Origin of the sequence: Nonomuraea sp. NPDC049158 (assembly GCF_040648335.1) — a bacterium.
Classification (GTDB): domain Bacteria; phylum Actinomycetota; class Actinomycetes; order Streptosporangiales; family Streptosporangiaceae; genus Nonomuraea.
In genome coordinates this window covers 89021-113137 of the sequence record NZ_JBEZDM010000007.1, presented here as the reverse complement: position 1 = coordinate 113137, position 24117 = coordinate 89021, and the positions used below count along the sequence as shown (strand labels likewise).

General features: G+C 68.9%; 25 protein-coding genes, 1 pseudogene and 1 riboswitch. Of the genes and pseudogenes, 10 read left to right on the top strand and 16 right to left on the bottom strand.

Annotated features, from left to right (window positions below):
• Nucleotides 1-84 precede the first annotated feature (84 nt).
• The 4 genes from AB0B61_RS17775 to AB0B61_RS17760 all read right to left on the bottom strand — a co-directional run bounded on the left by AB0B61_RS17775 (nucleotide 85) and on the right by AB0B61_RS17760 (nucleotide 3696).
• Complete coding sequence (locus AB0B61_RS17775; protein ID WP_358432620.1) at nucleotides 85-630, bottom strand: hypothetical protein; 546 nt, start codon at nucleotides 628-630, stop codon at nucleotides 85-87.
• 51 nt (nucleotides 631-681) lie between these two features.
• Nucleotides 682-2469 carry a GMC family oxidoreductase gene (locus AB0B61_RS17770; RefSeq protein ID WP_358432618.1) on the bottom strand — a complete coding sequence of 596 codons (1788 nt, stop codon included), beginning with the start codon at nucleotides 2467-2469 and terminating at the stop codon, nucleotides 682-684.
• Between the two features lie 290 nt (nucleotides 2470-2759).
• Nucleotides 2760-2942 carry a hypothetical protein gene (locus AB0B61_RS17765; RefSeq protein ID WP_358432616.1) on the bottom strand — a complete coding sequence of 61 codons (183 nt, stop codon included), beginning with the start codon at nucleotides 2940-2942 and terminating at the stop codon, nucleotides 2760-2762.
• A gap of 25 nt (nucleotides 2943-2967) precedes the next feature.
• Nucleotides 2968-3696, bottom strand: coding sequence for an SDR family oxidoreductase (locus AB0B61_RS17760; RefSeq protein ID WP_358432614.1), 729 nt, complete (start codon nucleotides 3694-3696; stop codon nucleotides 2968-2970).
• A gap of 127 nt (nucleotides 3697-3823) precedes the next feature.
• Here AB0B61_RS17760 and AB0B61_RS17755 point away from each other — a divergent pair, with 127 nt between their 5' ends.
• The 3 genes and pseudogenes from AB0B61_RS17755 to AB0B61_RS17745 all read left to right on the top strand — a co-directional run.
• The gene (locus AB0B61_RS17755) at nucleotides 3824-4051 is read left to right on the top strand and encodes a phosphopantetheine-binding protein (protein ID WP_358432612.1); all 228 of its coding nucleotides are present in this window, start codon (nucleotides 3824-3826) and stop codon (nucleotides 4049-4051) included.
• Between the two features lie 47 nt (nucleotides 4052-4098).
• Nucleotides 4099-5220, top strand: coding sequence for a cytochrome P450 (locus AB0B61_RS17750; RefSeq protein ID WP_358432610.1), 1122 nt, complete (start codon nucleotides 4099-4101; stop codon nucleotides 5218-5220).
• Nucleotides 5220-6425: pseudogene (locus AB0B61_RS17745) on the top strand (AMP-binding protein); the annotation flags it as partial. The gene AB0B61_RS17750 and the pseudogene AB0B61_RS17745, both read left to right, overlap by 1 nt.
• Nucleotides 6426-6743: 318 nt before the next feature.
• On the opposite strand, the gene AB0B61_RS17740 reads toward AB0B61_RS17745, so the two are convergent.
• Nucleotides 6744-7109, bottom strand: coding sequence for a hypothetical protein (locus tag AB0B61_RS17740; RefSeq protein WP_358433077.1), 366 nt, complete (start codon nucleotides 7107-7109; stop codon nucleotides 6744-6746).
• Nucleotides 7110-7503: 394 nt separating this feature from the next.
• Between AB0B61_RS17740 and AB0B61_RS17735 the strand changes: the two genes are divergently transcribed.
• A complete protein-coding gene (locus AB0B61_RS17735; RefSeq protein WP_358432608.1) occupies nucleotides 7504-7677 on the top strand; it encodes a hypothetical protein in 174 nt (57 codons plus the stop codon).
• 140 nt (nucleotides 7678-7817) lie between these two features.
• Here AB0B61_RS17735 and AB0B61_RS17730 read toward each other — a convergent pair whose 3' ends face one another.
• A complete protein-coding gene (locus AB0B61_RS17730) occupies nucleotides 7818-8543 on the bottom strand; it encodes a DUF1963 domain-containing protein (protein ID WP_358432606.1) in 726 nt (241 codons plus the stop codon).
• A gap of 281 nt (nucleotides 8544-8824) precedes the next feature.
• The gene (locus AB0B61_RS17725) at nucleotides 8825-9706 is read right to left on the bottom strand and encodes an NmrA/HSCARG family protein (RefSeq protein ID WP_358432604.1); all 882 of its coding nucleotides are present in this window, start codon (nucleotides 9704-9706) and stop codon (nucleotides 8825-8827) included.
• 87 nt (nucleotides 9707-9793) lie between these two features.
• Here AB0B61_RS17725 and AB0B61_RS17720 point away from each other — a divergent pair, with 87 nt between their 5' ends.
• Entirely contained in the window at nucleotides 9794-10351 is a 558-nt protein-coding gene (locus AB0B61_RS17720) for a helix-turn-helix domain-containing protein (protein ID WP_358432602.1), read from the top strand.
• A 47-nt stretch (nucleotides 10352-10398) separates the two neighbouring features.
• Complete coding sequence (locus AB0B61_RS17715) at nucleotides 10399-10539, top strand: hypothetical protein (protein WP_358432601.1); 141 nt, start codon at nucleotides 10399-10401, stop codon at nucleotides 10537-10539.
• 113 nt (nucleotides 10540-10652) lie between these two features.
• Here AB0B61_RS17715 and AB0B61_RS17710 read toward each other — a convergent pair whose 3' ends face one another.
• From AB0B61_RS17710 to AB0B61_RS17695, 4 genes are all read right to left on the bottom strand, one after another.
• Nucleotides 10653-10817, bottom strand: coding sequence for a hypothetical protein (locus AB0B61_RS17710; protein ID WP_214641500.1), 165 nt, complete (start codon nucleotides 10815-10817; stop codon nucleotides 10653-10655).
• A 339-nt stretch (nucleotides 10818-11156) separates the two neighbouring features.
• Nucleotides 11157-11837: a CHAP domain-containing protein gene (locus tag AB0B61_RS17705; protein WP_358432600.1), complete on the bottom strand. Its 681-nt coding sequence runs from the start codon at nucleotides 11835-11837 to the stop codon at nucleotides 11157-11159.
• Between the two features lie 11 nt (nucleotides 11838-11848).
• Nucleotides 11849-11987: riboswitch (cyclic di-AMP (ydaO/yuaA leader) on the bottom strand.
• A 118-nt stretch (nucleotides 11988-12105) separates the two neighbouring features.
• Nucleotides 12106-13059, bottom strand: coding sequence for a Gfo/Idh/MocA family oxidoreductase (locus tag AB0B61_RS17700; protein ID WP_358432599.1), 954 nt, complete (start codon nucleotides 13057-13059; stop codon nucleotides 12106-12108).
• A gap of 19 nt (nucleotides 13060-13078) precedes the next feature.
• Nucleotides 13079-13906, bottom strand: a complete 828-nt coding sequence (locus AB0B61_RS17695) for an aldo/keto reductase (RefSeq protein WP_358432597.1) — start codon at nucleotides 13904-13906, stop codon at nucleotides 13079-13081.
• A 371-nt stretch (nucleotides 13907-14277) separates the two neighbouring features.
• On the opposite strand from AB0B61_RS17695, the gene AB0B61_RS17690 reads away from it, so the two are divergent.
• The 4 genes from AB0B61_RS17690 (at nucleotide 14278) to AB0B61_RS17675 (ending at nucleotide 17474) form a co-directional block, all read left to right on the top strand.
• Nucleotides 14278-14787 (top strand): transposase, encoded by a 510-nt coding sequence (locus AB0B61_RS17690; RefSeq protein ID WP_358432595.1) that lies wholly within the window; start codon nucleotides 14278-14280, stop codon nucleotides 14785-14787.
• On the top strand, nucleotides 14735-15148 hold the full coding sequence (locus AB0B61_RS17685) for a transposase (RefSeq protein WP_358432593.1): 414 nt from the start codon (nucleotides 14735-14737) through the stop codon (nucleotides 15146-15148). The genes AB0B61_RS17690 and AB0B61_RS17685 overlap by 53 nt, the downstream gene beginning before the upstream one ends.
• Before the next feature lie 145 nt (nucleotides 15149-15293).
• The gene (locus AB0B61_RS17680) at nucleotides 15294-16214 is read left to right on the top strand and encodes a hypothetical protein (protein WP_358432592.1); all 921 of its coding nucleotides are present in this window, start codon (nucleotides 15294-15296) and stop codon (nucleotides 16212-16214) included.
• Nucleotides 16215-16313: 99 nt separating this feature from the next.
• Nucleotides 16314-17474, top strand: a complete 1161-nt coding sequence (locus AB0B61_RS17675; RefSeq protein ID WP_358433075.1) for a DUF6716 putative glycosyltransferase — start codon at nucleotides 16314-16316, stop codon at nucleotides 17472-17474.
• A 65-nt stretch (nucleotides 17475-17539) separates the two neighbouring features.
• Here the strand turns inward: AB0B61_RS17675 and AB0B61_RS17670 are convergent, their stop codons facing one another.
• The 5 genes from AB0B61_RS17670 to AB0B61_RS17650 all read right to left on the bottom strand — a co-directional run bounded on the left by AB0B61_RS17670 (nucleotide 17540) and on the right by AB0B61_RS17650 (nucleotide 24053).
• Entirely contained in the window at nucleotides 17540-18778 is a 1239-nt protein-coding gene (locus tag AB0B61_RS17670) for a polysialyltransferase family glycosyltransferase (RefSeq protein ID WP_358432590.1), read from the bottom strand.
• Nucleotides 18775-19755 (bottom strand): glycosyltransferase family 2 protein, encoded by a 981-nt coding sequence (locus AB0B61_RS17665; RefSeq protein ID WP_358432588.1) that lies wholly within the window; start codon nucleotides 19753-19755, stop codon nucleotides 18775-18777. Before AB0B61_RS17665 ends, AB0B61_RS17670 begins: the two co-directional genes overlap by 4 nt.
• Before the next feature lie 11 nt (nucleotides 19756-19766).
• The gene (locus AB0B61_RS17660; protein WP_358432586.1) at nucleotides 19767-21803 is read right to left on the bottom strand and encodes an N-acetylneuraminate synthase family protein; all 2037 of its coding nucleotides are present in this window, start codon (nucleotides 21801-21803) and stop codon (nucleotides 19767-19769) included.
• A 73-nt stretch (nucleotides 21804-21876) separates the two neighbouring features.
• On the bottom strand, nucleotides 21877-22542 hold the full coding sequence (locus tag AB0B61_RS17655; RefSeq protein WP_358432584.1) for a response regulator: 666 nt from the start codon (nucleotides 22540-22542) through the stop codon (nucleotides 21877-21879).
• Nucleotides 22539-24053 carry a sensor histidine kinase gene (locus tag AB0B61_RS17650; RefSeq protein ID WP_358432582.1) on the bottom strand — a complete coding sequence of 505 codons (1515 nt, stop codon included), beginning with the start codon at nucleotides 24051-24053 and terminating at the stop codon, nucleotides 22539-22541. Before AB0B61_RS17650 ends, AB0B61_RS17655 begins: the two co-directional genes overlap by 4 nt.
• Nucleotides 24054-24117 lie beyond the last annotated feature (64 nt).

Sequence of the window (24117 nt, the reverse complement as noted above, 5' to 3'; positions counted from 1 at the left end):
CGCTCCTCCCGCAGGACTCCATCGCGCTCTGCCGCCAGCTCGCCGTCGCCGAGCTCACCACCGCTCACAGCGGCAATGGCCGATTCAGTAGGTGCCGTAAAGCCAGTTCCCAGGGGCGTCGGCGTCCGTGCTCGTGAAGAACTCTTCGACCAGCTTGCGCCACTCGTCCAGGTCCAGGTAGCCCCGACCTTGGAGATCCAGGCGCTGGAACGCCTGAATCATATCTCGCCGCGCCAGCCCGCATCCGACGGCGAAGATGTCCACATACTCGTCCTTGATCAGGCGTCCGTCCCCGTTGGCATCGGCGACCTCGAAGAACGCGTCGCCGGCACCACGGAATGCCTCGGCTCCTTTGGCGTCGGAGAGCGCCGCCGCCACCCTCTGCGCGACCTCCTCGCGGGTGATTCGATGGTTGCCGTCGGCGTCCATGGGGGACAGGACCGTCTTCCACCAGTGCTCCAGAGCCGCGCGCAGGCGCTGCGCCTCGGCGGAAGTGGGGGCATAGCCGCGGATCCGGGCGTAGCGGTCACCGATGGCTACGATGGTTGGCAAGGTCAGCGCGCCGGACCCATCCGGGTCGAGTACGTTGAAGAAGTGGTTGATCTTGCGCTCTTGGAGCTTGGTGAACATGGAGGATCCTTTCCGTTGTGACGCTCCGATAACACACCGTTGCGTCGATTTTTAGTCGCTTGCATCACGAAGAATGTCGATACTGGCCTTTTGAGAGAGGGTTTGGACGGCTGCGATAAGGAACAGGCCGGGCATCTTCGGAAATACCGAGGCATCTACGATGCGCAGCCCTTCCACTCCGTGGACCTTGAAGGAGCTGTCGACGACCGAGTCATCGATGGTCCTTCCGAGCGGGTTGGAGCACGCCGGATGGTGGCCGTAGTGCTCCTTACGAATGAAGTCGCCGAGATCCTGGACGTCGGGGCCGGGGAAGATCTCGCCTTCGCCGGGTTCGACGCGATTCAGCTCGCGGCACATTTCGATGGCTTGTGTCAGTGCGGCAAGGTCCTTTTCTCCACCCGCACCGTTGCCGAAAGCACGGAAGTTGATATCCGGACAGCGGGTTGGGTCGCCTGAACGCAGGCGCACGTAGCCGTTCCGGTCGCCGGTGTATCCCATGAGCGTCAACCAGGTCCAGGACTGCCCGACGTGTGTGATCGTCTCCTTGACCCAGCCGGGGTGGTGGGCCCGGAACTGGATAGGCACCCCTATCGTGACGCAGTTGGTGGCGGATCCGTCGGCGCCCTCGGTGCGATAGGTGATGCAGGGAATGCCGAACTGGCCCAGCTGAGAATTCTCTGGGTCGGCCCGCCACCCGGACAAGCAGACGCTCAGCCGTGGTCCTGTCGGGCTGAGCGACTTGAGGAGTGCGCCTACATAGCGATCTTCCGCCAGCTCCGGCACGGCGTAGCGGTCGATGACTGAGATTTCACGCCGGTCCTGCAGGTTGGTGCCGACGCACGGTGAGTCGACGAGGACTTCGATGCCGTGGGCCCGCAGGTGGTCGGCAGGGCCGATTCCACTCAGCATGAGGATCTGCGGGCTGTTGTAGGTGCCGCCCGCGACGATGACCTCGCGACGAGCTCGGACCACCTGTCGAAGAGTTGCCCGCTCCGCCTCGGTCGTTTCCTGAAATTTCGGTGAAGCTTCGTATAGATGACGTCCGTTCAGGAACTGGACGCCTACTGCCCTGGGGCCTGTCTGCCCGGGCTCGAAGAGGATTTTCTCTACCAATGCATCGCACTGGATTTCGAGCATCGGGCAGTTTCGCTCGGCGGAGATGAGGCGATCCCGGACACCGTGGCGCACGCCGGCCTTGATCCCGATCTGAAGGTTCCAGGGTCCTGCGGTGCCGACGTTGTCCTTGTCGTTGAGCTCCCCCGAACGTTCGGCACCCTCCATTGACTTGAGGAACCAGTTCGGGCCCTTGAGCGACTCGATCAGGCTGCCAGGATCGGTTCGCGGAGAATCCAGCTGGGCGAACGGGTTCTTGGAGGAAACGGCCTGCCATTCGAGCACTTTCTGCCAGTGCTGCCACATGGCTTCGTGGTGCCATCCATTGTCACCCGTCAACTCCATGATGTCGTCCCAGTCGCTGTGCGCTGGGTACATGATGATGCCGGAATTGTGGATGGCACAGCCGCCGAGAGCTGCCGCTCGGGGATAGAGGACCCCGTCCTTTTCATCGACCCACATGTCACCGTGAGCGGCTTTGCCCCCGTCGTTATGCTGAACCCAGTACTCCCAGGCCACCTCAGGGTCCTCGGTGGCTTGTGCGAAGAATATGGGAACGTCCCGGTAGACCTCGTTGCCGCTGGGCGGACCCGCCTCGAGAACGAGCACCGAGAAGCCGGCCTCGGCGAGATTCGCGGCGACAGGTCCTCCGCCAGGCCCGGAGCCGACGACGATGTAGTCGTATGTGGACGTTTCGAGCGAGTCATCTGCTAGAGCGTTGTCCATTTGATGTCCCGGAGAATCGCAGGTCCGGTCCCATGCGCAGTGCACTGTCGCGGGAACCGTCGAGTACAGACAGTGGTTATGTAAGCACGTAGAGTAATGAACGTCTGTGTCTGCTTGGTGACCCTTGGGTGGCCGGCTATGCGGCGAAGGGTCCGGTGAATGCCTGCTGGCAAGGGCGGAGCGATCTTCAGACCCAGATCCGCGAAGACCCCGTGATCGTCGTTCTGGTCGCTTTCGATCTGTACCACGAGCCTCGGGGTTTCGGGATCGAAGGGGCGGGTTAGTGCTGGTCAGCCGGGGTCGGGCAGGAGGGCGAGCCGGTCCGTGACCATGCTGAGGAACCGTGCACCGGGTGGCAGACGCATCTTGAGGCAGCGGGCGTGGGTGACGATCCGGGCGGGCGCGGAGATCAGTTCGCGGCGGAGCCTGGCGATGGTGGCGCGGCTCCGAGTGGAGGGCCTTTCAGCTCGCAACTCAGTGACTACTCGTGGATGCGGGTCAGAGAAGGCCTCCGGTGGCGCTGATGGTCTGCCCGGTGATCCATCCGGCGTCGGGGCCCGCCAGGAAGGCGATGATGCCGGCGATGTCGTCACCTGTCCCCAGGCGGCCCAGGATGGTGTTGCGCGCAGCGCGTGCGTGGAGCTTTTGCGGTAGCGATTGCTCGAGCATGGCGGTGTCGGTGGCGCCGGGCGCGACACAGTTGACTGTGATGCGGCGTACTCCTAGTTCCAGAGCGGCGATGGCGGTGAACTGCTCGACAGCGGCCTTGCTGGCCGCGTAGATGGCGTTGCCTGGGGCCGGACGCTGTGTGCCGATCGAGGATATGTTGATCACGCGGCCGTCGTCGGCGAGGCGGGTTGCCGCGTGCTGGAGTGCAAGGAATGTGCCTTTGGCGTTGACGGCCATCACTGTCTCGTAGGTTGCTTCGCTGGCCTCTTCGATCCGTCCGCTAGGCAGCCAGACCGCGGCGTTGTTCACCAGGATGTCGAGGCGCCCGACAAGCTGCTCGGCCAGGTCGAACAGGCTGGCGACGTCGGAGGCTACTCCGATATCGGCTTGTATCGGCCGTGCGCCGGTGGCGGCCGCGACCTCGTGGGCCGCATCCGTGGCTTGGCGGTAGCCGAAGGCGACCTGTGCTCCTTCCGCCGTGAGCCTTTCGACGATGGACCGTCCGATGCCGCGAGATCCGCCAGTGACCAGTGCCGTCTTACCCGACAGTGAGCCCATGCCCATCCTTTGACTCTGAGTTTTGATACATCTACACAGGGTAACTTTATGGCGAGAAACCCTGCGTCTGGGAGGGCATCTGTTGAGTGCCCGGGAAACGAACAGCCAAGCAATCCTGGAGGTCCTGGTGGCAGCGGTCCGCAGCATGCGGCCGGAGCTGACCGGGCCGATCAGCGGTGAGGAGCACATCGCCGCCGAACTGGGCCTGGATTCGATCGATCGAGTGGAACTGCTGTTGGCGCTGGAAGAGGCGTTCGGCCTGGAGGAGGAAGTGGATCCGCGGATCTTCATGACCCCCCCGACCCTCAACGGCCTAGTGGAGCAGATCTGTGTCTCATCGGTGGCTTCCCGATGAGCGGTTGCCCAGTTCCTGGATCGCGGATCTACCTACGGGGCTCGGCCATGGCCGAGCACTTCTTCAATGCCGCCGACTCGGATCTGTCCCACGCTCATGGCTGGGATCTGATCTTCGGTGACCGGTTCGGCAGAGGGCTGCTGAACCTTGACGGTGAACCGCACAGAGCAGCCCGCAGAGCGTTGATGGCGATCCTGAACCGAAAGGCGACGGCCGAGTACGCCTCGGTGGCCAGCGAGATCCTCAACCGCGTCGTCCCGGCACTGCCCGTCGATGAGATCGTCGACCTGCACGCTTTCACCAAGATGGTGACATTCGAGGTTGCAGCGGCTGTCTTCGCGGGGCTGTCGGCCTCGGAGGCGTCGGAACTCCTTGGGTTGTTCACCACGCTGCAAGCGCCCGATCTCGAACTCGGCACACCCGGCGGAGATCGTTTGATCCGTGAAATCGCCCGGAGCCGCCGTCGGGTTCGCGCGCTTTTGTTGACCGCGGTCGACCGGGCACACGCCGTGGAAGACGAGCCGAGTTACGGGGTGGCGGGGTTGGTGGCGCGCCTGCGCGCATTGCCCGGTCCTCCGACGGACGAGGAGATCGCTGGCCATATCACGATCTTGCTTCTCGCTGGATTCGAGACAACGGCGTATCTTTCGGCTCGATTGTTGTGGCTGCTCGCTCGCCACCCGACAGAGCAGAGCGCCGTTCGCAGGGATCTCGCTGCCTCGGATCCAGGCGACTCACAGCTCTTGGAGGCTGCCTTCTCCGAAACCGCGCGGCTGCACCCGCCGCTGTTCTGGTTGCCGCGCCGAGCCGAGACCGACCTGGTCTTCGGAGACACACTGCTACCTGCCGGCACTGGAGTGTTCTACTCCATCGCCGACACACAGCGCGATCCCGCGTCCTTCGCCGATCCAGACGAATTCCGACCTCAGCGGTTCGCCTCAACCGACACCAGGCGCGGCCGCTTCGCGATGACTCCGTTCAGCGCAGGCCGACGGCTCTGCGCAGGTATCCACGTGGGGACAATGGAGACCAAGCTGATCGCCGCCACCGTACTGCACCGCTTCAGCCTCCATGCTCCACCAGGCCCTCACATCGGCGACGCATCGCCTAACGGCACCAGCGTCACCCCCTCCGAGCCGCTCCTGGTGCGGTTGCAGGAGGTCATGTGATGAGTAGTGGAGGCGACAGGGGCCGAGCTCTGGACTGTGCCACCCTGGCCGAAGCGGCGTCCTTGCTGGATCCTGGTGTGACGGTGTCCTTCCCCGGTACCGGAGAACGGCTCACGGCTGCCGACCTGGACCGCGAATCCGAGCGATTCGCGGCCGGGCTGGTGGCCGCCGGAGTGAAACCGGGCGAGGTGGTCGGACTGCTGCTGCCCACCGGCCCTCATGTGTTGCTCGGGTTGCTGGGCGTGGTGCGCGCCGGTGCCGCAGCCAGCATGCTGAGCGCGGCGGCCGGGACACCCGAGCGGTCTGCCGAGAGGCTGGCGCTCGTTGTCAGCGCCGCTCGGATGCGTTACCTCGTCGTGCATGAGGACCACTCCGACATCGCGCACGTCCTCCAGCGGATGTCCCCCGGCCTTGTAGTGCTGGACGCGAACCTGACCGCGCCACCCGGTCGGCTTCCGGAGGCCGCCGAGGGTGACCTGGCCCTCCTGCAGTACACCTCGGGCAGCACCGGCCATCCCAAAGGGGTGATGCTGCCGCACTCGGCCGTGCAAGCCGCGCTCCGGGCGATCGTCGCCTCCGCGCGCCTGACCCGGCAGGACATAATGGTGACCTGGCTGCCGCACTACCACGACATGGGCCTGTTCGGCCTGCTGGCGCCGCTCATGGCCGGTGCCAGCGCCCAGGTCCTGTCCCCGCTGGCCTTCATCCGGCGGCCGGCCCGCGTCCTGCAACTCCTGTCCGACCACGGCGGAACCCTGCTCATGGGGCCGAACTTCTCCTACGACCGGATAGTGGCCGCCGCCACCCCCGAGCTTCTGTCCAACCTTGATCTCTCCCGTTGGAGGCTGGCGTTCAACGGCGCCGAACCGGTGAAGGCCTCCACCGTGGAAGCCTTCACCAAATGCTTCGCCTCAGCGGGAGTGCCGGAGTTTGTGATGTTCCCGGTGTATGGAATGGCCGAAGCCACCCTGCCCATCACGTTTCCCGAACCGGGAACCGTCCCGCGCATCATCCACGTGGACCGGATGGAACTCTCCGACCACGGCCGGTGCGCGCTGGTGGCCTCCCACCATCCAGCCGCTAAACCACTGGTGAGCGTCGGCCGCCCGGTCCAGGACATGCGATTGAGACTCATCGATGCGACCGGAGCCGACTGTGCGCCGGGACAAGTCGGCGAGATCCAGATCAGCGGTCCTTGCGTGACCTCCGGCTACTTCGCCAACCGATCCGCCACTGCCGCACTTTTCGAAGGCCCATGGCTGCACACCGGCGACCTCGGATTCCAACTCGACGGCGACCTGTTCATCGCCGGCCGCATCAAGGAAATGATCATCGTTCGGGGGCAGAACTACTTCCCCGAAGACGTCGAAGTCCTCGCCGCCCGGCAGGCCGGTGTGCATCGCGGCCGGTGCGTCGCCTACGCCGAGAACGAACATGTCGTGGTCGTCGCCGAAATCGCCCCTCGCTACGACCCTTCCGTCGTCTGCACCGAAATCCGCCAGGTGATAGCCGATCACCTGGCGCTAACGGCCGTGCACGTCCACCCGGTGCGGCCGGGCTGGCTGTCCCGCACCACCAGCGGGAAATGGCAACGTGCCCTGACTCAAAGGCGGATCAGAGAACAGAACACCATCTTCACCAGCACCGACCCCGACGCCCCAGGCGACTAGACGAGTAAGTCCTAAGTCGCTGCGACGCAGAGTCCGTTCATGACGAAGGGTGTTGACGATCGTCCCCGGCAGGCCCTGTACCTTGATCGGCGTGGTGTGGTCGGTCAGCGTTCCGTCGCCGAGCTGCCCGGCGTCGTTACTGCCCCAGGTCCATAACGACCCGTCGTCGTCGATCGCCATCGAGTGGGAGATTCCGCGGACGACCTTGGTGAAGGCCACGTTTCCGCTGACCGTCACCGGTACGTTCGAGTGCTGGATGCTGCCGTCGGCCACGTTGAAGGCGGCAACGCGCTGTGCTGGTCGTCAGCTTGCCCAGGTCCGGCACGTGCCAGCGGGGCTTCGACGGGGTCTGATCAGGCTCGAGAAACTCTCGATGGTTGAACTGGCGCACTGGGATCACAGGCAGGCAGTTCACCCTCCTGGGGCTCGCCGAGCTCGGCCAGGAGCTCTTTCAGGCGGTTGCTGATGGCGGTGTGGCGCTCGACCTCACGTGGCCAACCGCGCTCGGTGGCGTCGCGGATGAGCAGGGCCAGCCGGGGTCGCGGAGTCGCTGCGAATTCACACCGGAGACCTCACCCCGGCGCGTGGCCTTCTTTGGCCCCCCGCCCCCGGCATGAGCCCTCAGGAGGACATCTACGTGCACCACGGCTTCACCGGTACGGCCATATGGCTCTCGCCGAAGCAGGGACGATGGGCTGCCCTGCTCACCAACAAGCTCTTCTTCAGCCGCGATCGCGACCCGTTGATGCGCATCCGCAACGCCTTCCGCGCGCTCGCGTTCGACTGACGACCTGTCAGGGCGCCGTAGCGGATGGGGTGGGAAACCTCGCGAGTCGGGCGCTCATGCAAGTCCGGGGACGAGGAACCACGGGCGGTGGGGTTGGTGGCGCGGAGCGGGTGAAGGGGCGGCAAATCGCGTCGTGACGCTTACGCGCACTGCCATAGAAACGTGACTTCCTCACGGTGCTGGGGGCACTGCACGAGGAAGCTGACCCCGTTGTCGCCCCACGGTGTGCGACGCCATGGTTGGAGTCGATCTGCAGGATCGGCTGTGTCATTCGATGGTCGCCATGGGGGCAGCGCGGGTAGTCGGGATCTTGTATCCAGGCCGGCCAGACCCCCGAGTTTGTCGCCCTGGCGGTTGAGTGTGAATACGATCTCGCGTTCTTCGGGGAGTAGCGCCGACTCGTCGGCCTCGCGATAGGGATAGTCCTTGACCGCGAGGCCCCAGCCGGTGATCGGCCGTACCGGGAGCACACGTGCTCCTTCCGGTTCCTTCGCGGGGGTGACCGCGTCGGCCGGGTCAACGATCCGCACCAGATCACCGCTGGAGAACGGGCGGTAAGGGTTGCACGTGGTGCAGTGGAACAACTGCAGGAGGCCCAAGCCGAAAGGGTCGCGTGCGGCCTTGGGCGTGCGGGAAAGGTCGACCTGGACGAAGAAGGTCAGCGGCGCTTCGCAGCCCCCGCAAGCCGGCCAAACCTCGGTCGCACGCAGCCACGGCAGCCCGCCGAACTGCGACGGGTCGCCGGTCGCGGCCGGACCGTCGAGCTGCGGTAGCCAAGCGCTGCGGGTGCCGGCGGCAAGTTTTTGCCGGGTCGCCTTCGCGATCGCCGCGGGTGTCCGCGCCGCCGCGGCGGCGGCCCGCAACATCCGCACGATTTCGGTTCGGCCGCCCTCGCGCGCCGCAGCCCAGCTCGACCTCGATGGACTCCCACGGCGCCCGCCCGGCTCGTCGCCCGCACCGAGGTGGAGGCGACTCGCCGCAGGCGCCGTTGCGCGACCCGCGCTGGGAGATCACCGCCGGAATCCCGCCCGCGAGCAGGCCAAGATCAGGGGCGAGGCCAGGGCGTACATCGCCGACCTGCGCGAGCGCGGCGAGCTGCTCGACGTGGGATGCGGCAACCAAGCGACTTGTTGAGCCGAGGGCGCGGTCAGGAGGCCGTGAACAGGGCCTCGAACAGGGTCTTGCCCTCGCGCCGCAGCCACGTCTCGAAGTCCATCAGCCCCGGGTGCAGGGCCCGCAGCGCGGGGATGTCCGCCTGCCAGCCCGCGAACGACTCCACCGCCTCCGTGTCGCTCTCCCTCAGCCCGAGCTCGGCCCGCCGTTCCGCCGGGATGGGCTCGACGTTCACGGGACGGCCGGTGGCGCGGGTGATCGCGGCCACCAGATCGGCGCGGGACAGCTCGTCACCGGCCAGCTCCAGCGCCAAGCCGAGGTAGCGGTCCGGGTCGGCGAAAGCCAGGGCGGCGAACGCGCCGATGTCGGTGACGGCGATGAGCTGGACCGTCGCCTTCGGTGGGATGATCCGGACGAGTGCCCCTTCGCCGGTCACGCCGTAGTGGGGCCGGGTGTGGTTCTCCATGAACATGACCGGGCGCAGGATCGTGGCCGGCAGGCCGAGCGCCCTGATGTGGCGCTCGATCTCCCACTTGGTGTTCCAGTGGGAGATCGAGGTGTCCCTGTCGGCACCGCCGACCGAGGCGTAGACGAGGTGCCGTACGCCGGCCTCGTGCGCGGCATCGGCCACGTTGACGCCGAGTCGCACCTCCTCGGCGACCCCGTGCGGTGGCCCGGCGGCCGGCTGCACGCTGAACACGCCGTAGGCGCCGCGCACCGCCTCCGTCAGCGACTCGCGGTCGCCCATGTCGCCGGGTACGAGCTCGGCGCCCGCTTTCGCCAGCAGCCCGGCCGCCGCGCTGTCCGGGTCGCGTACCAGGGCTTTGACGTGCCAGCCCGCCGCCAGCAGCGCGCGGGCGGTGGCGCCGCCCTGCTGGCCGGTGGCGCCGGTGACGAGCACGGTTCGATCGGTCATGGCATCTCCTTGGTAGATTATGCGGAGCGACGCTCCGAAACTTACGGAGCACTGCTCCGGTTGTCAATATCGAAGGAGAGTCCTGCCGTGCCCGAGGCGCTTCGCGCAGACGCCCGCCACAACCACGACCAGCTCCTGACCGCCGCCCGCGCGGCCTTCGCCGAGCACGGCACGGAGGCGTCGCTGCGCGACATCGCCCGGCGCGCCGGCGTGGGGATCGGCACCCTCTACCGGCACTTCCCGACGCGTGAGGCGCTGCTCCAGACGCTCATGCGCGACCGCTTCGACGGGCTGGGCCGCCGAGCCGCCGGCCTGTTCGCCGAGCCGTCGCCGCGCGACGCGCTGCTCACCTGGCTCACGGAGGTGGCGGCCGGGTCGGCCACCTACCGCGGGCTGCCGGAATCGGTCATGGCGGCGTTGCGGGACGAGGGTTCGGAGCTGCACGCCTCGTGCGCCGCGATGCGGGCGGCGGGTTCCCGCCTGCTGGAACGGGCCCAGGCGCAGGGCGCCGTCCGGGCGGACGTCACCACGGAGGAGCTGCTGGCGCTGGCCACCGGGGTGGCGTGGGCGGGCGAGCAGTCGCCGGGTCACCCGCAGATGGCCCAGCGCCTGCTGTCGCTCGCGATGACCGGCCTGGCCCGCTGACGGTCACCTATCCAGCATCCGGATGGGGAGATTTCCGGATTGCTGGGGTGATCTTCTGCTCCACCTCGTCCTGCTCCTACATCCCGGGCAGTCTGGTCTCCGTGGGCAGCACGAGCAAGGCCACCAGCGGCGCCTACTACAGCGGTAAGTGGAAGGTGAAGGGCTGCTACGTGACCGACGGCTGCTGAGGCGCCCGCCGCGTCGCCGCCGAGCATCTTCCCCCTGACGCCTGGGATCCAACGCCGATCTCCCCGCGACGCCGTGGCGCTGCGGGGAGATCGGGCGGGGGGCTGGTCCTGCGTCAGATGTGCTCGGCGGGGTTCGCCGGGAGGTAGAAGTTCCAACTGCCGTGTCCCTCGTGGGCGCCGCCTGCGGGGCAGTGCCCGTTGTCGGGGCGGCCGTTCCACCAAAGGGTGTAGCACTTGTTGCAGAAGCGCCAGTTGTCCTGCTGCGTCGTCGGTGACATGTCCCCTCCTCCAGTATCGAGAACCGGCTCGCTGTCCGGCCACCGTCAGTGTCTGAGGTGACGGCAGGCCCGTGACATCCCCAAACTTGGGGGGTTGCGGTCTGATAGGCAGATAGGGCAGCCATGCGCTGTTAAGCGCAACGTGGTGGGCTTTTTGGTAGCAAGTACGGGAGCGTCGCCTCCGAGGAGCCGCTCACGGCAGCGCGAGGGGAGCGGCGCCTGACCGCCGCGCCAGGGAAAACGCACGCCAGGGAAGTCGCACGCCAGGGGAGACGCCGACGAGCGCGCGTCCAGAAGGACGCGCGCTCGTCGGCAGAAGAGCCCTCGATCAGGAAGTCGTCAGGCGCCGTAGCTCGGGTAGCCGTAGCCGACCACCTGGGACGTCGGCCGGACGCGCTGCTGGACGCTGCCGTTGCCGGTGTTGCCCTCGATCGTGGAGATCGTCCCGTCGTGGTTGTCCTTGACGACGAACCCGACATGCTCGATGTCGTCCAGGCTCTTGCTGCCGCCCCACGAGAAGAACACCACGGCACCCGGCTTCGGGGTCGTGCCCCAGTGGTTGTTGTGGGCGAACCACTTCGCGTGCTCGACCGTGTAAGCGTCCCAGCCGACCATGCTGCGCGCGCCGGACTGGTCGCCGACCCACGAGACGAACATCGAGCACCAGGCGGCGTTCAGGTAGTCAGCCCGGGTGCCGCCGTCGCGCCTGAGGGTCTCCAGGGCGCGGGGGGAGTTCATGTACCACTTCTGGAACTTGGTGCCGCCACCGTAGGCGTTCTCAGTGGTGCCGACCTGGGCCTTGGCCAGCGCCAGAACTCGCGAGACCGTGGCCTTGGCCTTGATCTCGCTCTCCGGGTGGCTCTTCGCGGCGGCGTGTGCCGGAGCCGCGGCGGCGTGGGCGGTGGTGGTGTCCGCGTGGGCGGCGGACTGGCCGGCGAGGGCGGCGGCCGCGACGCTCACGCCGAGGACGGCGTGAGCGAAGGTCGACTTGGTGGCACGAAAAAGATGGGACTTGGCCATCGAGGGGGTACTCCTTGCTTCCATGCCGCTTACCGGGTTAGCTGACGGGTTCGGACGTGGAAGCTGTCCTACGGCACGTGACGTGCCGATACACCCCAAAGGACGATGGGTCCCCGGTTCCGCGCGAGGCGGATTCAGCGGTCACAGGACGGTCCTGTGATGCCTTTGTGCGATGGTCTGGCAACGAACGGACAAACCGGACGTATGCCTCATATGACCACAAAGGTAATGCAAGAGGCAAGGGTCTTACAAATGGATAAATCGCCAGCTAAGAGAGCTGCTCCCTCGCGTCGGCCAGAAGCCCCATCATGGCAAGGCTTTCGTCAAGTGGCATGATCGCGGATTCGGTCCTGCCTTCGGCCATGGCGTCCCGTACCTCGCGTACCTCGCCCGCGTACCCGTTGTCCGCCGGATCGAGCACGAGCTCCTCCGTCTCCATCGACGGCCCGCTCAGCACGACCCGCTCCGGCGCCCAGAACGGCGCCGTGATGTGGGCGCGCATGTCGGTGCCCACCACGAGGGCGTCGTTCGCGTACGGACCCAGCAGCGAGCACTCCACCAGCGCCCGCCTGCCGCCCGGATAGACCAGCACCCCGCCCGCCTCCGCGTCCACCCCTGAGGGCGCGAGCGAGCCCGTGACGTGCATCTCTGAGGGCATCCCGAGCAGCAGCTGCGCCAGTCCGAACGAGTAGACGCCCAGGTCGAGCAGCGCACCGCCGCCCAGCTCCGGCGCCCACAGCCGGTGCGCGGGGTCATACGGAGCCTTGAAGCCGAACGACGCCTGGACCGAGCGGATCTCCCCGAACCGGGGATCGGCGGCCACCCGCTGGATGAGCGGGTTGAACCGGGTCCACATGGCTTCCATCAGGAACACCCCGGCCTCGCGCGCGAGGCGGACCATCCGCTCGGCGTCGGCGACGGACGCGGCGAGCGGCTTCTCGCACAACACCGCCTTGCCCGCCGCGATCGCCGCCTCGGCGACCTCCAGGTGCTGGGCGTGCGGGGTGGCCACGTAGATCGCGTCGACGCCGGGGTCGGCGCACAGCTCCGCGTACGAGCCGTACGCCGACTCGGCGTCCAGTGCCGAGGCCAGCGCCCGCGCGCGGCCGAGGTCACGCGAGCCGACGGCGGCCACCCGCATCCCCGGTTCCGCGGCGATGACCGCCCCGACCTTTGCAGCGATGACACCCGTGGCCGCTATGCCCCATGCGAGATCCTTCATGGGGAAAGATCCTAGGGACTTACCCCATCCAGCTGAAAGTCTCCGGGTCGGGCCCGATCCGGCCGTCCTGCTTGGTCAGGGCGCCGATGGCCGCCATGTCCTCGGTGTCGAGGACGAAGTCGAACACCTCGGAGTTCTCCTTGATCCGCGCGGGCGTGACCGACTTGGGGATCGTCACGTTGCCCAGCTGGATGTGCCAGCGCAGCACGATCTGGGCGGGCGTCTTGCCGTGCTTCTCCGACAGCACGGCCAGCGCCGGGTCGCCGAGCAGGCCCTTGCCCTGCCCCAGCGGGCTCCACGCCTCGGTGAGGATGCCGTTGGCCTCGTGGAACTCCCGTAGCCCGCGCTGCTGGAAGTACGGGTGCAGCTCGATCTGGTTGATGGACGGAATGATGTCGGCCTCGTCGATGACCCGGGTGAGCGTCTCGACGGTGAAATTGGACACACCGATCGCCTTGGCCCGTCCCTGACGGTAGATCTTCTCCAGGCCGCGCCAGGCCTGCAGATACTTGTTCCGCGACGGCACCGGCCAGTGGATCAGGTACAGGTCCACGTAGTCGAGACCGAGCCGGGACAGGCTCTCGTCGAACGCCTCCTCCGCCCGCTCGTGGTCGTTGTTGAAGAGCTTGGTGGTGACGAACAGCTTCTCGCGCGGGATCCCCGAGGCGCGTACGGCCCGGCCGACGCCCTCCTCGTTCCCGTAGGCGCTGGCGGTGTCGATGTGGCGGTAACCGGTCTCCAGAGCGGTCGTCACGACCTGTTCGGCCTCGTCGTCCGGCACCTGCCAGACGCCGAACCCGAGCTGCGGTACCTGTACGCCGTCGGTGTTGAGTAGTAGCGAGTTCATCTGAATAGTGGCGAGGAGGCCCGGTCCTTCGCGGCCGGGTGGAAGCGCCACCTCTCCTTTCGAAAACAGTATGGAAACTCTTGATCACGTTCGGTAATGTGTGCGATGGGTGATAGCGCTGTGACAGGAGGTGCGCGATGGCCGCTCCGCCGCCAAACGGCACGGCCTGCCCACGGTCGTGCAGCTTCGACTCATACCCGCCCCGGCCCAGGCCGATGCGCCGGCGGCGGTGCTGTTGTGTAATCGGGCGGCTATCGTCGGCTCCCGCCTGGCTTGGCCGCACCGCGTCTTCACCGTGGTGGAGTTGCATCGGCTCACCCGCTACAAGGCCGCCCGGGCCGGGAATCGCCTTCCTGCTGGTCGACCCCGCGGTGGGCGCGGTGTCGGCGTTTACCTCCCAGCAGCAGACGCTGCGCCGCCTGGACAAGGCGTTCGAGGCGTTCTTCCGTCGAATCAGAAACGGGGAGAAGCCCGGCTACCCTCGATTCAAGGGCTGGGGCTGGTTCGACACCGTCACCCTGGTTGAGGGCGACGGGTCACGGTGGGACTCCCAACCGCGCCACCCCTCTGTGACCTACGTCCGGGTGCTGGGCATCGGGCACCTGCGGGTCCACCGGCATCGGCAGATCGCAGGCCAGGTCAAGACGGTTGAGGTCAAACGGGAAGCCGGACGCTGGTATGTGATCCTCTCCTGTGACGACGTCCCGGCTGCTCCGCTCCCGTCCACGGGGCGGGAGGTCGGGGTGGACATGGGCATCGTCCACTTCGCCACGGTGAGCGAGCCGATCGCGAGCCTGCCGGCGGACCGATCACGCGCACAAGACCGCTTTGAGTCTGGTCCGCAGCGCGGACTTCCTCGCGGTCGAACAGCTCGCGATTGACAACATGACCAAGGCCCCGAAGCCGAAGCCCGACCCCGGGCAGGCCGGTGGTTTTCTGCTCAACGGCTCGGCGGCCAAGGCCGGGCTGAACAAGAGCATTCTGGACGCGGGTTGGGGGGTGTTCTTGCGTGTCCTCGCGTACAAGGCTGAAAGTGCCGGTCGAGAGCTGATCGCAGTGAACCCTCGCAACACCTCCCGCACCTGTCCCGCACCCGAATGCGGACACGTGTCAAGAGAGAGCCGCCGAACACAAGCCGACTTCCTCTGCGTGAAATGCGGATACACCGCCAATGCGGACGTAGTCGGGGCGAGCAACATCAAGAGGGCCGGGCTGGTCCTTCGCGACGCCCGCGCGGCGTAGCGAGGCCATCCCGTTTACGGGGTGGAGGAGTCACTGTTCATGTCTCGTTTCTGGCGGCTTAAGGCGGCCGGGCTAGCTTGAAGCGGTCGTGATCGGGCTATCACCCCGCGGGGGTAACAGAGTGGGCAAACAGGCGTCGGCCTGGGTGGAGTCCCCGCTTCAGATGCTGTGCGCCATAGAGGCGCACCGCGCTGGGCTGCTCGGGCCTGCCACGGTCGTCGTGCCGCGTGCCGGGCTGCGGGCGCTCAAGGCCACTCGCCGGGAGCTGTCCGGACTGGCTCTGCCCGAGGGGCTGGAGCTGGCCGAGCCGCGTGAGCGCATGCCGCGTGCCCCGCACGCCGTCGGCGACGCCTTCTCCGGCCGGGTGCAGGTGCGCTGGCTCGTCTCCCATCCGGGTCGCATCGTGATCGTCGACGACGGGCTGGCCACGCTCCGGTTGCTGTCCCTGCTGGCCGCGGGGCCGTACAAACCGTTGCTGCGGGCGCGGGCCCACCCGGGAAAGCTGCGCGCGGCCCTGGGGCTGGCGGCGGCGATCAGGCTGCGCGCGAGCCGGGTGTCGGTCTTCACCGCGCTGCCGGTGACCGACGAACTGGCGGTTGCCGTCCGGGCGGCGGGCGTCGATCTGGTACGCCACGACTTCGGCTGGCTGCGCGAGCAGCCGCTGGGCGGGCCAGGACCGGCCGAGCGGACCGTCGTGCTCGGCACCTCTCTGGTCAGGAACGGACTGGTCCACCGGGACCGCTACCTGAGCTGGCTGATGGACCTGGCCGCCGAGGAGCCGCTCGCCTACTTCCCGCACCGCCGCGAGGATCCCGCTGACGTGGCGGCCATCCGCGAGCGGCCCGAGATCACCGTGCACGACGCCGGCGTGCCCGCCGAGCTGACGCTGCGCGGCCTCGACCCCGCCCAGCGGGTGCTCAGCCTGCCGTCCACCGCGATCTCCTCGCTGCGCGTGCTGCTCGGCCCGCGCGGCGTCGCGGTCGAGGCGGTGGACGTGCCGGACGACTGGTGGACCAGCAGGGCGGCCCCCGACCTGCGTTCCCATCTGACCGGAGTCGCCGGATGACCGGCTTACTCCGTACGTGACTGGAACGGCCGGTTAAGACGGGCGTTCACCCATACGACTGGGCCTCTGCCCGTATCTGACTGGAGTGACCACTTGAGAGTGCTGGCCGTGGCCGACTCCGACTCCTACCTGAAGTGGGCGGCCTGCCTGCTCGACGACCTGCCACCCGGCTGCGAGACGGACCTCGCGGTGGTGCGCACGCCGATCGCGCCGTCGCCCGAGCAGATCGCCGCCGCCGTGGGCGGACGTCCCGTGCCGCCGCTGATGCCGGCGCGGGCGGTGCGGCGTCTGGCCGAGCGGACGCGGCCGGACGCGATCATCGTGGCCTGTACGGGGCCGGTCGTGGACGTGCTGGTGGCCGAGGCGTTCGCCGGGCTGCGGCCGCGGCCGGTGTTCGTGACCGGGCTGCCGGGCATCTCGGTGCCCGCGACGGAGAAGGCGTGGCTGTTCCGCAGCGGGTGCGACCTGTTCGTGGTGCACAGCGAGCGGGAGGTGGCCGAGTTCGGCGGGATCGCCGCCCAGCTCGGTGGGGGAGGGGCGGTCGGGCTGGCCCGGCTGCCGTTCCTGCGTCCGCGGGCCGTGCGCGGCGGCGGGAACCGGGTGGTGTTCGCCACCCAGGCCAAGGTGCCGCGTGAGCGCGAGGATCGCGAACGCATCCTGCTGTCCCTGGCCGAGCTGGCCGCCCGCCGCCCGGACCTGGACGTGGTGGTGAAGCTGCGCGCCCTGGAGGACGAGCGGCAGACGCACAACGAGCGCTTCCACTACCAGCGGCTCTGGCGCGAGATCGGCGAGCCGGGGCGGGTGGCGTTCGAGGCGGGCTCGATGCACGATCAGCTGGCTCAGGCGGCCGGGTTCGTGACCGTCAGCTCGACGGCGGCGCTGGAGGCCATCGCGCAGGACGTGCCGCTGCTGGTGCTGAGCGACTTCGGCGTGAGCGCGGAGATGATCAACCTGGTGTTCGAGGACAGCGGGCTGCTGGGGACGCTCGACGAGCTGGCCGGCGGCGGCTTCCGCGCCGCCGACGCCGGGTGGTGCGCGGCCAACTACTTCCACCCGGTGGAGCGCAACGACTGGGCCGGGCTGCTGGGCGGTCTGGTGGCCGGCGGCCCGCGGGTCCCGGCCAGGTCGCTGCTCGACGGGCCGGAGCACGCCGCCGCCCGCCGCCGGGCCAGGATGCGCCTGGACGTGCCGCCCACCATGCTGCGCGTCGGCTACCGGGCCAAGCGGCGGATGCGCCGGTATCTCCGGGCGCTCTCCTAGAGCCGTCCCTAAAGCCGTCCCAAAAGCCGTTGCCCCCGGAGAGTGCCTCCGGGGGCGCCGCCCGTTCAGATCGCTGAGCGGATCTTGCGGCGCAGCCGCGTCAGCGCCGTGGGCTTGGCCGTCAGGCCGAGCGTCTCCAGGCGCTTGCGCTTGAAGTAGCGCGGGTCGAAGTCGAAGTCCGCCGGCCGCAGCTCCGGGTAGGTCTCGGCCTGCATGCAGTAACCCACGGCCTGGACCAGCTCCCGCAGGTAGCCGCGCGGCGCCGGCTCGATCGTGCCGTCCGCCGCCATGCGGGGCAGCAGCGCGTCGACGATCGTGACGGGCACCCGGTTGCTGTTCTCGTACGGGGCCAGCCGCTCCAGCACCAGATCGGTCCCGTACGAGGCCACCGGCAGCCCGAAGTAGCGCCCGGCCGTGATCAGGCCGGTCGAGAAGCAGCCCACGACCAGCTCGGGCCGCAGCGCCGAGAAGCACACCTCGGCCGGGACGCTCTCCCCGGCCACCAGCAGCCGCACGTCCATCGGCTCGGCGGCGGCCCTGAGCAGCTGCGCGTGCCTGCGCCCGGCCGCCGGGTGCGGCTTGAACACCACGGTCGAGTAGCCCCGGGCGACCAGGCCGCGCAGCATCGACTCGTGCAGCGCCGCCTCCTCCTCCGGCGTGACGATCTCCAGCGCGGACAGGTACTGCCCGAGGATCATCGCCTGCCCGGCCAGCATGTCGGGCGCGGTCGTCGCCACCTGCCGGACCACCGCCAGGAACGCCTCGTCCGGCAGGATCTGGGCCGGCACGCCGTACTCGCTGAGCAGGAGCGGCTCCAGCCCTGGCACGAGGTCCAGGTGCAGCAGGCGGGTGATGCGGCGGAAGATCTCGGCGGGCAGCGGGTCGCGGGTCGGGCCGTAGCTCATCAGGCCGTCGGAGTAGACGGTGATCGGGCAGTCGCGCACCAGCCCGGCGATCGTCCGGGCGGGCGGCACCGCGATCGACTCCAGCACCAGCTCGGTCGCGTCGTCGAGCTCCAGATGGGCGCGGATCAGCCGCTCCATCATCGGCACCTCGATGACGCGGGCCTTCCAGTCCGACGGGTGCAGCGGCGCGATCAGGTCGTTCCACGAGTGGATCTCGTCGAAGCGGGAGCGCAGCACCGCGAAGCCCGGCGTCCGGTCGAGCGGGACGGTGACCTCGGGGATCGCCGCGTTGTTGGACACGATGAGGACCCGGCGCCCCTCGGCGAAGCGGCCGTCGTCGATCCCGGCCGCCAGCGACATCGCCCCGAACAGCGTCGAGGCGTAGAAGACGGTCGTCATGAGTCCTCCCGTTCGCGGCGCGGCCGCACGTGGGGGTTCGGGGGGAGGTCGGGCAGCAGGGCCCGCAGGGTGGCCTCGCGTTCCATGGACATCCGCGACACCACGTCCGCCACCAGGCCGGTGGGCAGCGAGCGCACCATCTCCGCGCCGCGCTCCTCGAACCGGGCGCGCAGCTGCGGGGTGAAGCGGTCGGCGATCTCCAGGTGGTGGGCGAGCAGCGCGCAGAAGTTCCGTACGGCCTTGGGCAGGAACTCCTCCTCGAGGTCCTTGAACACCAGCTCGAAGGCGTCGAAGAAGTGCAACTGCCGCTCGTCGCCCACCCGCGTGAGCGACCCCGAGACCATCCGCCGGTAGAACACCCCGGCCAGGGAGACCACCGCGAACGTGGCCGCCTCCCTGTGCAGCCGCCAGATCCACGGCCGGTCCTCGGCGGTGTGCAGCGAGCCGGGGAAGTGCAGCAGGTCGTGCAGCGAGCGCCGGTAGATCCCGGCCCAGGCGTAGGGGTAGTCGACCATGGTCCGCACGTTCGCGGGCAGGATCGCGTCCCGAGGGTTGAGCACCACGCCCCGCCGCGCCAGCGGAGCGCGGTGCACGACCCGCTTACGTCCCTCGACCTGTACGTGGTCGGCGCGGACGAAGTCGCAGCCGAGCCCGTCGATGGCCTCGACGAGCCGGGCCAGGTAGCCGGGGGCGAGCCAGTCGTCGCCGTCCATGAACGTGACGTACCGGCCCGAGGCGGCAGACAGCCCGGTGTTGCGCGCGTCGGCGAGCCCGACCGGCGCCGGATTGCGCAGGATGGACAGGCCGGGCAGGTCGGCGCGGAAGTCCTCGGCGATGGCGCCGGTGGCGTCCACCGAACCGTCGTCCACGACGATGAACTCGAAGTCGCGCCGGGCGTTGCGGCAGAGTGAGGAGAGCGCGTCGGCGATGAAACGCTCGCCGTTACGCACGGGCACGATGACGGACAGAGTGGTCAAGATCGCACTCGTCAGACGGTGACGCGCCGCAGGCGGGCCTTGGGGGCCTCCTCACCGGGGAAGACGCGCTTGACGCCGTCGCCCATCGCCTGCTCGATGATCCGGATGTCGCGCACCAGGTGCTCCAGGCCGGAGGGCTCCAGCGAGGCGGCGTGGTCGGAGCCCCACATGGTCCGGTCGAGGGTGATGTGCCGCTCCACGCAGACCGCGCCGAGCGTCACCGCGGCCAGCGAGATCTGCAGGCCGCGCTCGTGCCCGGAGTAGCCGACCGGCACGCCGTAGCGCTCCTTGAGGGTGGTGATCGTGCGCAGGTTCGCCTCCTCCGGCGGGAGGGGGTAGGTGGAGGTGGCGTGCATCATGATCAGCTTGTCGGTGCCGAGGATCTCGACGGCCTTGTCGATCTCGGAGAGCGTGGACATGCCGGTCGACAGCATCAGCGGCTTGCCCGTCGCCGCCAGGGCGCGGAGCAGCTCGTGGTCGGCGACGCTGGCCGAGGCGATCTTGTGCGCCACGACGTCCATCTCCTCCAGGAAGTCGATGGAGGGCACGTCCCACGGTGAGGCGAACCAGTGCAGGCCGCGCTCGTCGCAGTACTTGGCGATCTGGCGGTACTCGTCGTAACCGAACTCGGTCCGCTCCTTGTACTCCAGATAGGTCATCTCGCCCCAGGGCGTCTGCCTGATCTGCCCCTTCTGCGCCTCGGGTACGCAGATCGCCGGGGTGCGCTTCTGGAACTTGACCGCCTGGCAGCCCGCGTCGGCCGCCACGTCGATGAGCCGGCGGGCCAGGTCGAGGTCGCCGTTGTGGTTGATGCCGATCTCGCCGATGACGTAGACGGGCTCGCCGTCGCCGACCAGCACCTCGCCGACCGCCACCGGGCCGAACCTGGGACGCTCCCTGACCTCGGGCGTGGGCTCCGCGGGCCGGGCCGCCACGACCCGGTCGCACAGCTCGCGTACGGCGCCCTCGCCGCCCGCCTTGGACAGCACGACCCGGGCGGCCGCCCGGACCCGCGGGTGCGCGTCGGGCACCGCGATCGGCCAGCCCACCTCGGCCATCGGGCCCAGGTCGTTGACGTCGTTGCCCACGTAGGCGACGCGGGCCGGGTCGAGGCCCTCGATCGTCAGCCAGTCGCGCAGCACGACCCGCTTCTCGGCGATGCCCTGCAGCACGGGCACGCCCAGCTTGCGGGCGCGGGCGGCCACGACCGGGTTGTGCTCGGTCGACATGACCAGCACCTTCACCCCGGAGCGGCGCAGCAGCGCGATGCCCATCCCGTCGGAGCGGCTGACCAGCACCATCTCGCGGCCGTCGGAGTCGACGTAGGCGCGGTCGTCGGTGTGCACGCCGTCGAAGTCGGTGATGACCGCGTCGACGTCGATCGGCTCGGGCACGTCCACGAACGGGGCCAGCGCGCGGGCCAGCTCCAGGTCCTCGGGGTCGTCGATCTCGATCGCGTGCCGCACGGGCACCGGCTGCACGGCGATGGTGCCGAAGAAGCGGTGGCCGTGCTCGCGCAGCCCGGAGGCGCGCATGACGTAGAACGCGCCGTTCTCGCGGAACTGCGGCTCACGGTCCTGCCTGCGCGGTCTGAACGCGGGGTCGTGGTTGATCCCGCCGCCGGCCGGGGTCCAGAGGAACTCGTGCGTGGGCAGGCCCGACACGACCGCGTCGGCCTCGCCGTCGAGCACCTTGCGCACGGCCGCCGACAGGTCGTCGGAGTCGATGAACGCGCTGGTGCACTGCACGAGCACGACCACTTCCGGGTCCTCGCCGAGCGTGTCGAGCGCGTGCAGGACAGCCGACTCGCTGGAGGCGGTCGAGCCGCTCAGCTCCTCCGGGCGGTCCACGACGAGCGCGCCCGCCTCCTTGGCGGCCTCGGCGATTCCCGCGTGGTCGGTGCTGACCACCACCTGGTCGATCAGCTCGCTGCGCAGCGCGGCGCGGACGGCTCGGGTGACCAGGGGGATACCACCGACCGGCGCGAGGTTCTTCAGGGGAACACCCGCGGAACCTCCGCGGGCGGGAACAACGGCCAGGACTCGCAACGTGAACTCCTCAGTGCTTACGGATTGCATCCCGAAGCTAGAGGCACGGATTGAACGAGCAGCATCCCCCTAATTAACTTTCCGGGGGGATCCGGTAGAGCAGCTCTGGACGGCCCACTCCGCCGTACTGGGGCATCCGTACCGCGATGCCCAGCTCCACCAGGTGTTCCAGGTATCTGCGGGCCGTCACCCGGGAGACCCCGGCCGCCGTTCCCACGGCCTGTGCCGACATCCCCGCGGGGCGCCCGCGCAGCTCGGCGACGACCACGTCGAGGGTGTCGCGGGCCATGCCTTTCGGCAGCTCGGAGCGGCCGCGCAGGGTGCCGAGCACCCGGTCCACGTCGCCCTGCCCGACGATCTCGCCGGCCTCCTCCTTGAACCGGGCATAGCGGGTCAGCTTCTCGTGAAGTGTCGAGAAGGTGAACGGCTTGAGGAGGTACTGGGAAATGCCCAGGGACACCGCCGAGCGCACCATGGCCAGATCGCGCGCGGAGGTGACCGCGATCACGTCGCACAGCAGCCCGCCCGCCCGTACCGCCCGGCAGACCTCGAGGCCGGGCATGTCGGGCAGGTACAGGTCGAGCAGGATGAGATCGACCGGCGTACGCCGCAGGAACCGCAGCGCCTCGCCGCCCGAGCGCACCACGCCCGCCACCTCGAAGCCCGGCACCCGGGCCACGTAGATGCGGTTGGCCTCGGCGGTGATCTCCTCGTCCTCGACCACGAGCACTGAGATCATCGGACCGACTCCGTCGCGGGCTCGGGCACGGGCAGCCGCACGGTGAACACCGAGCCGTCCACCTCGATCGACCCGCCCAGCCGCCGCACCGCCTGCCCGACCAGCGCGAGGCCCAGCCCGTGCCCGTCGCCCTTGGTGGTCCAGCCCTTCCGGAACGCGTCGGGTGCGATCAGGCCGGGCCCGTCGTCGGCCACCCTGATGAGGAAGCCGTCCGGACCGGCCCGCAACAGCACCTCGACCCGCGTCGCCGCGTCGATCGCGTTGTCGATGAGGTTGCCGACGATCGTGACGAGCTCCCCGGCGTCCAGGCCGAGGTCGTCCAGCTCGCTGTCCTCACTGATCACCAGCTCGCCGCCGCGCTCGGCCGCCTCCGCGCTCTTGCCCAGCAGCAGCGCGGCCAGGACCGGCTCGCGTACCGCGCCCATCACCCGGTCCGTCAGGTGCTGCGCCGCCCGCAGCTCCGCGGTGCCGAACGCCACGGCCTGCTCCGTGCGGCCCAGCTCCACCAGGGTGATGACCGTGTGCAGCTTGTTGGCCGACTCGTGGGCGGCCGACCTGAGCGACTCGGCGAACCCGCGCTCGGCGTCCAGCTGCCCGGCCAGCGCCTGCAGCTCGGTGTGATCCCGCACGGTCACCACGGTGCCCAGTCTGCTGGCCGCGCCGTTGACGGCCAGCACCCGGTCCCCGACCAGGTGCACCCGCTCCTCCTGGCCCGCGTCCAGCACCTCCGACAGGCCCAGCTCGTCCAGGTGCCGCCCTTCGGCGTCGGCGGGCAGGCCGAGCAGCTGCCGCGCGGCGTCGTTGCAGAGCGTCAGCGTGCCGTCCTTGCCGACCAGCAGCAGTCCCTCGCGTACGGCGTGCAGCACCGCGTCGTGGTGCTCGTGGATGCGGCCCAGCTCGGCCGGCCCGAGCCCGTGTGTCTGCCTGCGCAGCCGGGCGGTCACCAGCCAGGTGCCGGCGGCGCCGAGGGCGAGCACGACCAGCGCGATGAGCCCGGTCCAGAAGAGCAGGCCGCGCAGCCTGGCGCTCACTCTCTCGACCTTGATGCCCGCGCTGACCAGCGCCCGCACCGGGCCGCTCGCGCTCGCGCGGACCGGGGCGACCGCCCGCACGGACGGGCCGAGCGTGCCGGTGTAGGTCTCCGTGAACGTCTGCCCGCGCAGGGCCTGGTCGATGTGGCCGAGGAACCGCTTGCCGATCTCCCCCGGGTTGGGGTGGGTGTAGCGGGTGCCGTCGGGCTTCATGATGGTGACGAAGTCGACGCCCGTGCGGGCGCGTACCTGCTCGGCGAACGGCTGCAGACGGCTGCTCGGCGACGGGGCGTCGAGCGCGGCCAGCACGTCGGGCGAGGCCGCGACAGCGGTGGCCGCCGCCCTGGCCTGGGCCGTCGCCTCGGCCGTGACGAGGTTGCCGGCCAGCACGGAGACGAGCGTGGCGGCGCTCACCAGGGTCAGGACGACCACGAACAGTTGCAGGGCCAGCATCTGGCCGGCCAGGGTCCATCGGCTCATGGGAATCTCTTCAGTGTACGAAACTTACGCAATAGTGACCTGCATCACCACAGAGCGCATATTC

Coding starts and splice junctions, on each gene's coding strand:
- AB0B61_RS17775 (WP_358432620.1), bottom strand. CDS start 630: ATGTTCACCAAGCTCCAAGAGCGCAAGATCAACCACTTCTTCAACGTA.
- AB0B61_RS17770 (WP_358432618.1), bottom strand. CDS start 2,469: ATGGACAACGCTCTAGCAGATGACTCGCTCGAAACGTCCACATACGAC.
- AB0B61_RS17760 (WP_358432614.1), bottom strand. CDS start 3,696: ATGGGCTCACTGTCGGGTAAGACGGCACTGGTCACTGGCGGATCTCGC.
- AB0B61_RS17750 (WP_358432610.1), top strand. CDS start 4,099: ATGGCCGAGCACTTCTTCAATGCCGCCGACTCGGATCTGTCCCACGCT.
- AB0B61_RS17735 (WP_358432608.1), top strand. CDS start 7,504: ATGAGCCCTCAGGAGGACATCTACGTGCACCACGGCTTCACCGGTACG.
- AB0B61_RS17730 (WP_358432606.1), bottom strand. CDS start 8,543: ATGTTGCGGGCCGCCGCCGCGGCGGCGCGGACACCCGCGGCGATCGCG.
- AB0B61_RS17725 (WP_358432604.1), bottom strand. CDS start 9,706: ATGACCGATCGAACCGTGCTCGTCACCGGCGCCACCGGCCAGCAGGGC.
- AB0B61_RS17710 (WP_214641500.1), bottom strand. CDS start 10,817: ATGTCACCGACGACGCAGCAGGACAACTGGCGCTTCTGCAACAAGTGC.
- AB0B61_RS17705 (WP_358432600.1), bottom strand. CDS start 11,837: ATGGCCAAGTCCCATCTTTTTCGTGCCACCAAGTCGACCTTCGCTCAC.
- AB0B61_RS17700 (WP_358432599.1), bottom strand. CDS start 13,059: ATGAAGGATCTCGCATGGGGCATAGCGGCCACGGGTGTCATCGCTGCA.
- AB0B61_RS17695 (WP_358432597.1), bottom strand. CDS start 13,906: ATGAACTCGCTACTACTCAACACCGACGGCGTACAGGTACCGCAGCTC.
- AB0B61_RS17670 (WP_358432590.1), bottom strand. CDS start 18,778: ATGACGACCGTCTTCTACGCCTCGACGCTGTTCGGGGCGATGTCGCTG.
- AB0B61_RS17655 (WP_358432584.1), bottom strand. CDS start 22,542: ATGATCTCAGTGCTCGTGGTCGAGGACGAGGAGATCACCGCCGAGGCC.
- AB0B61_RS17650 (WP_358432582.1), bottom strand. CDS start 24,053: ATGAGCCGATGGACCCTGGCCGGCCAGATGCTGGCCCTGCAACTGTTC.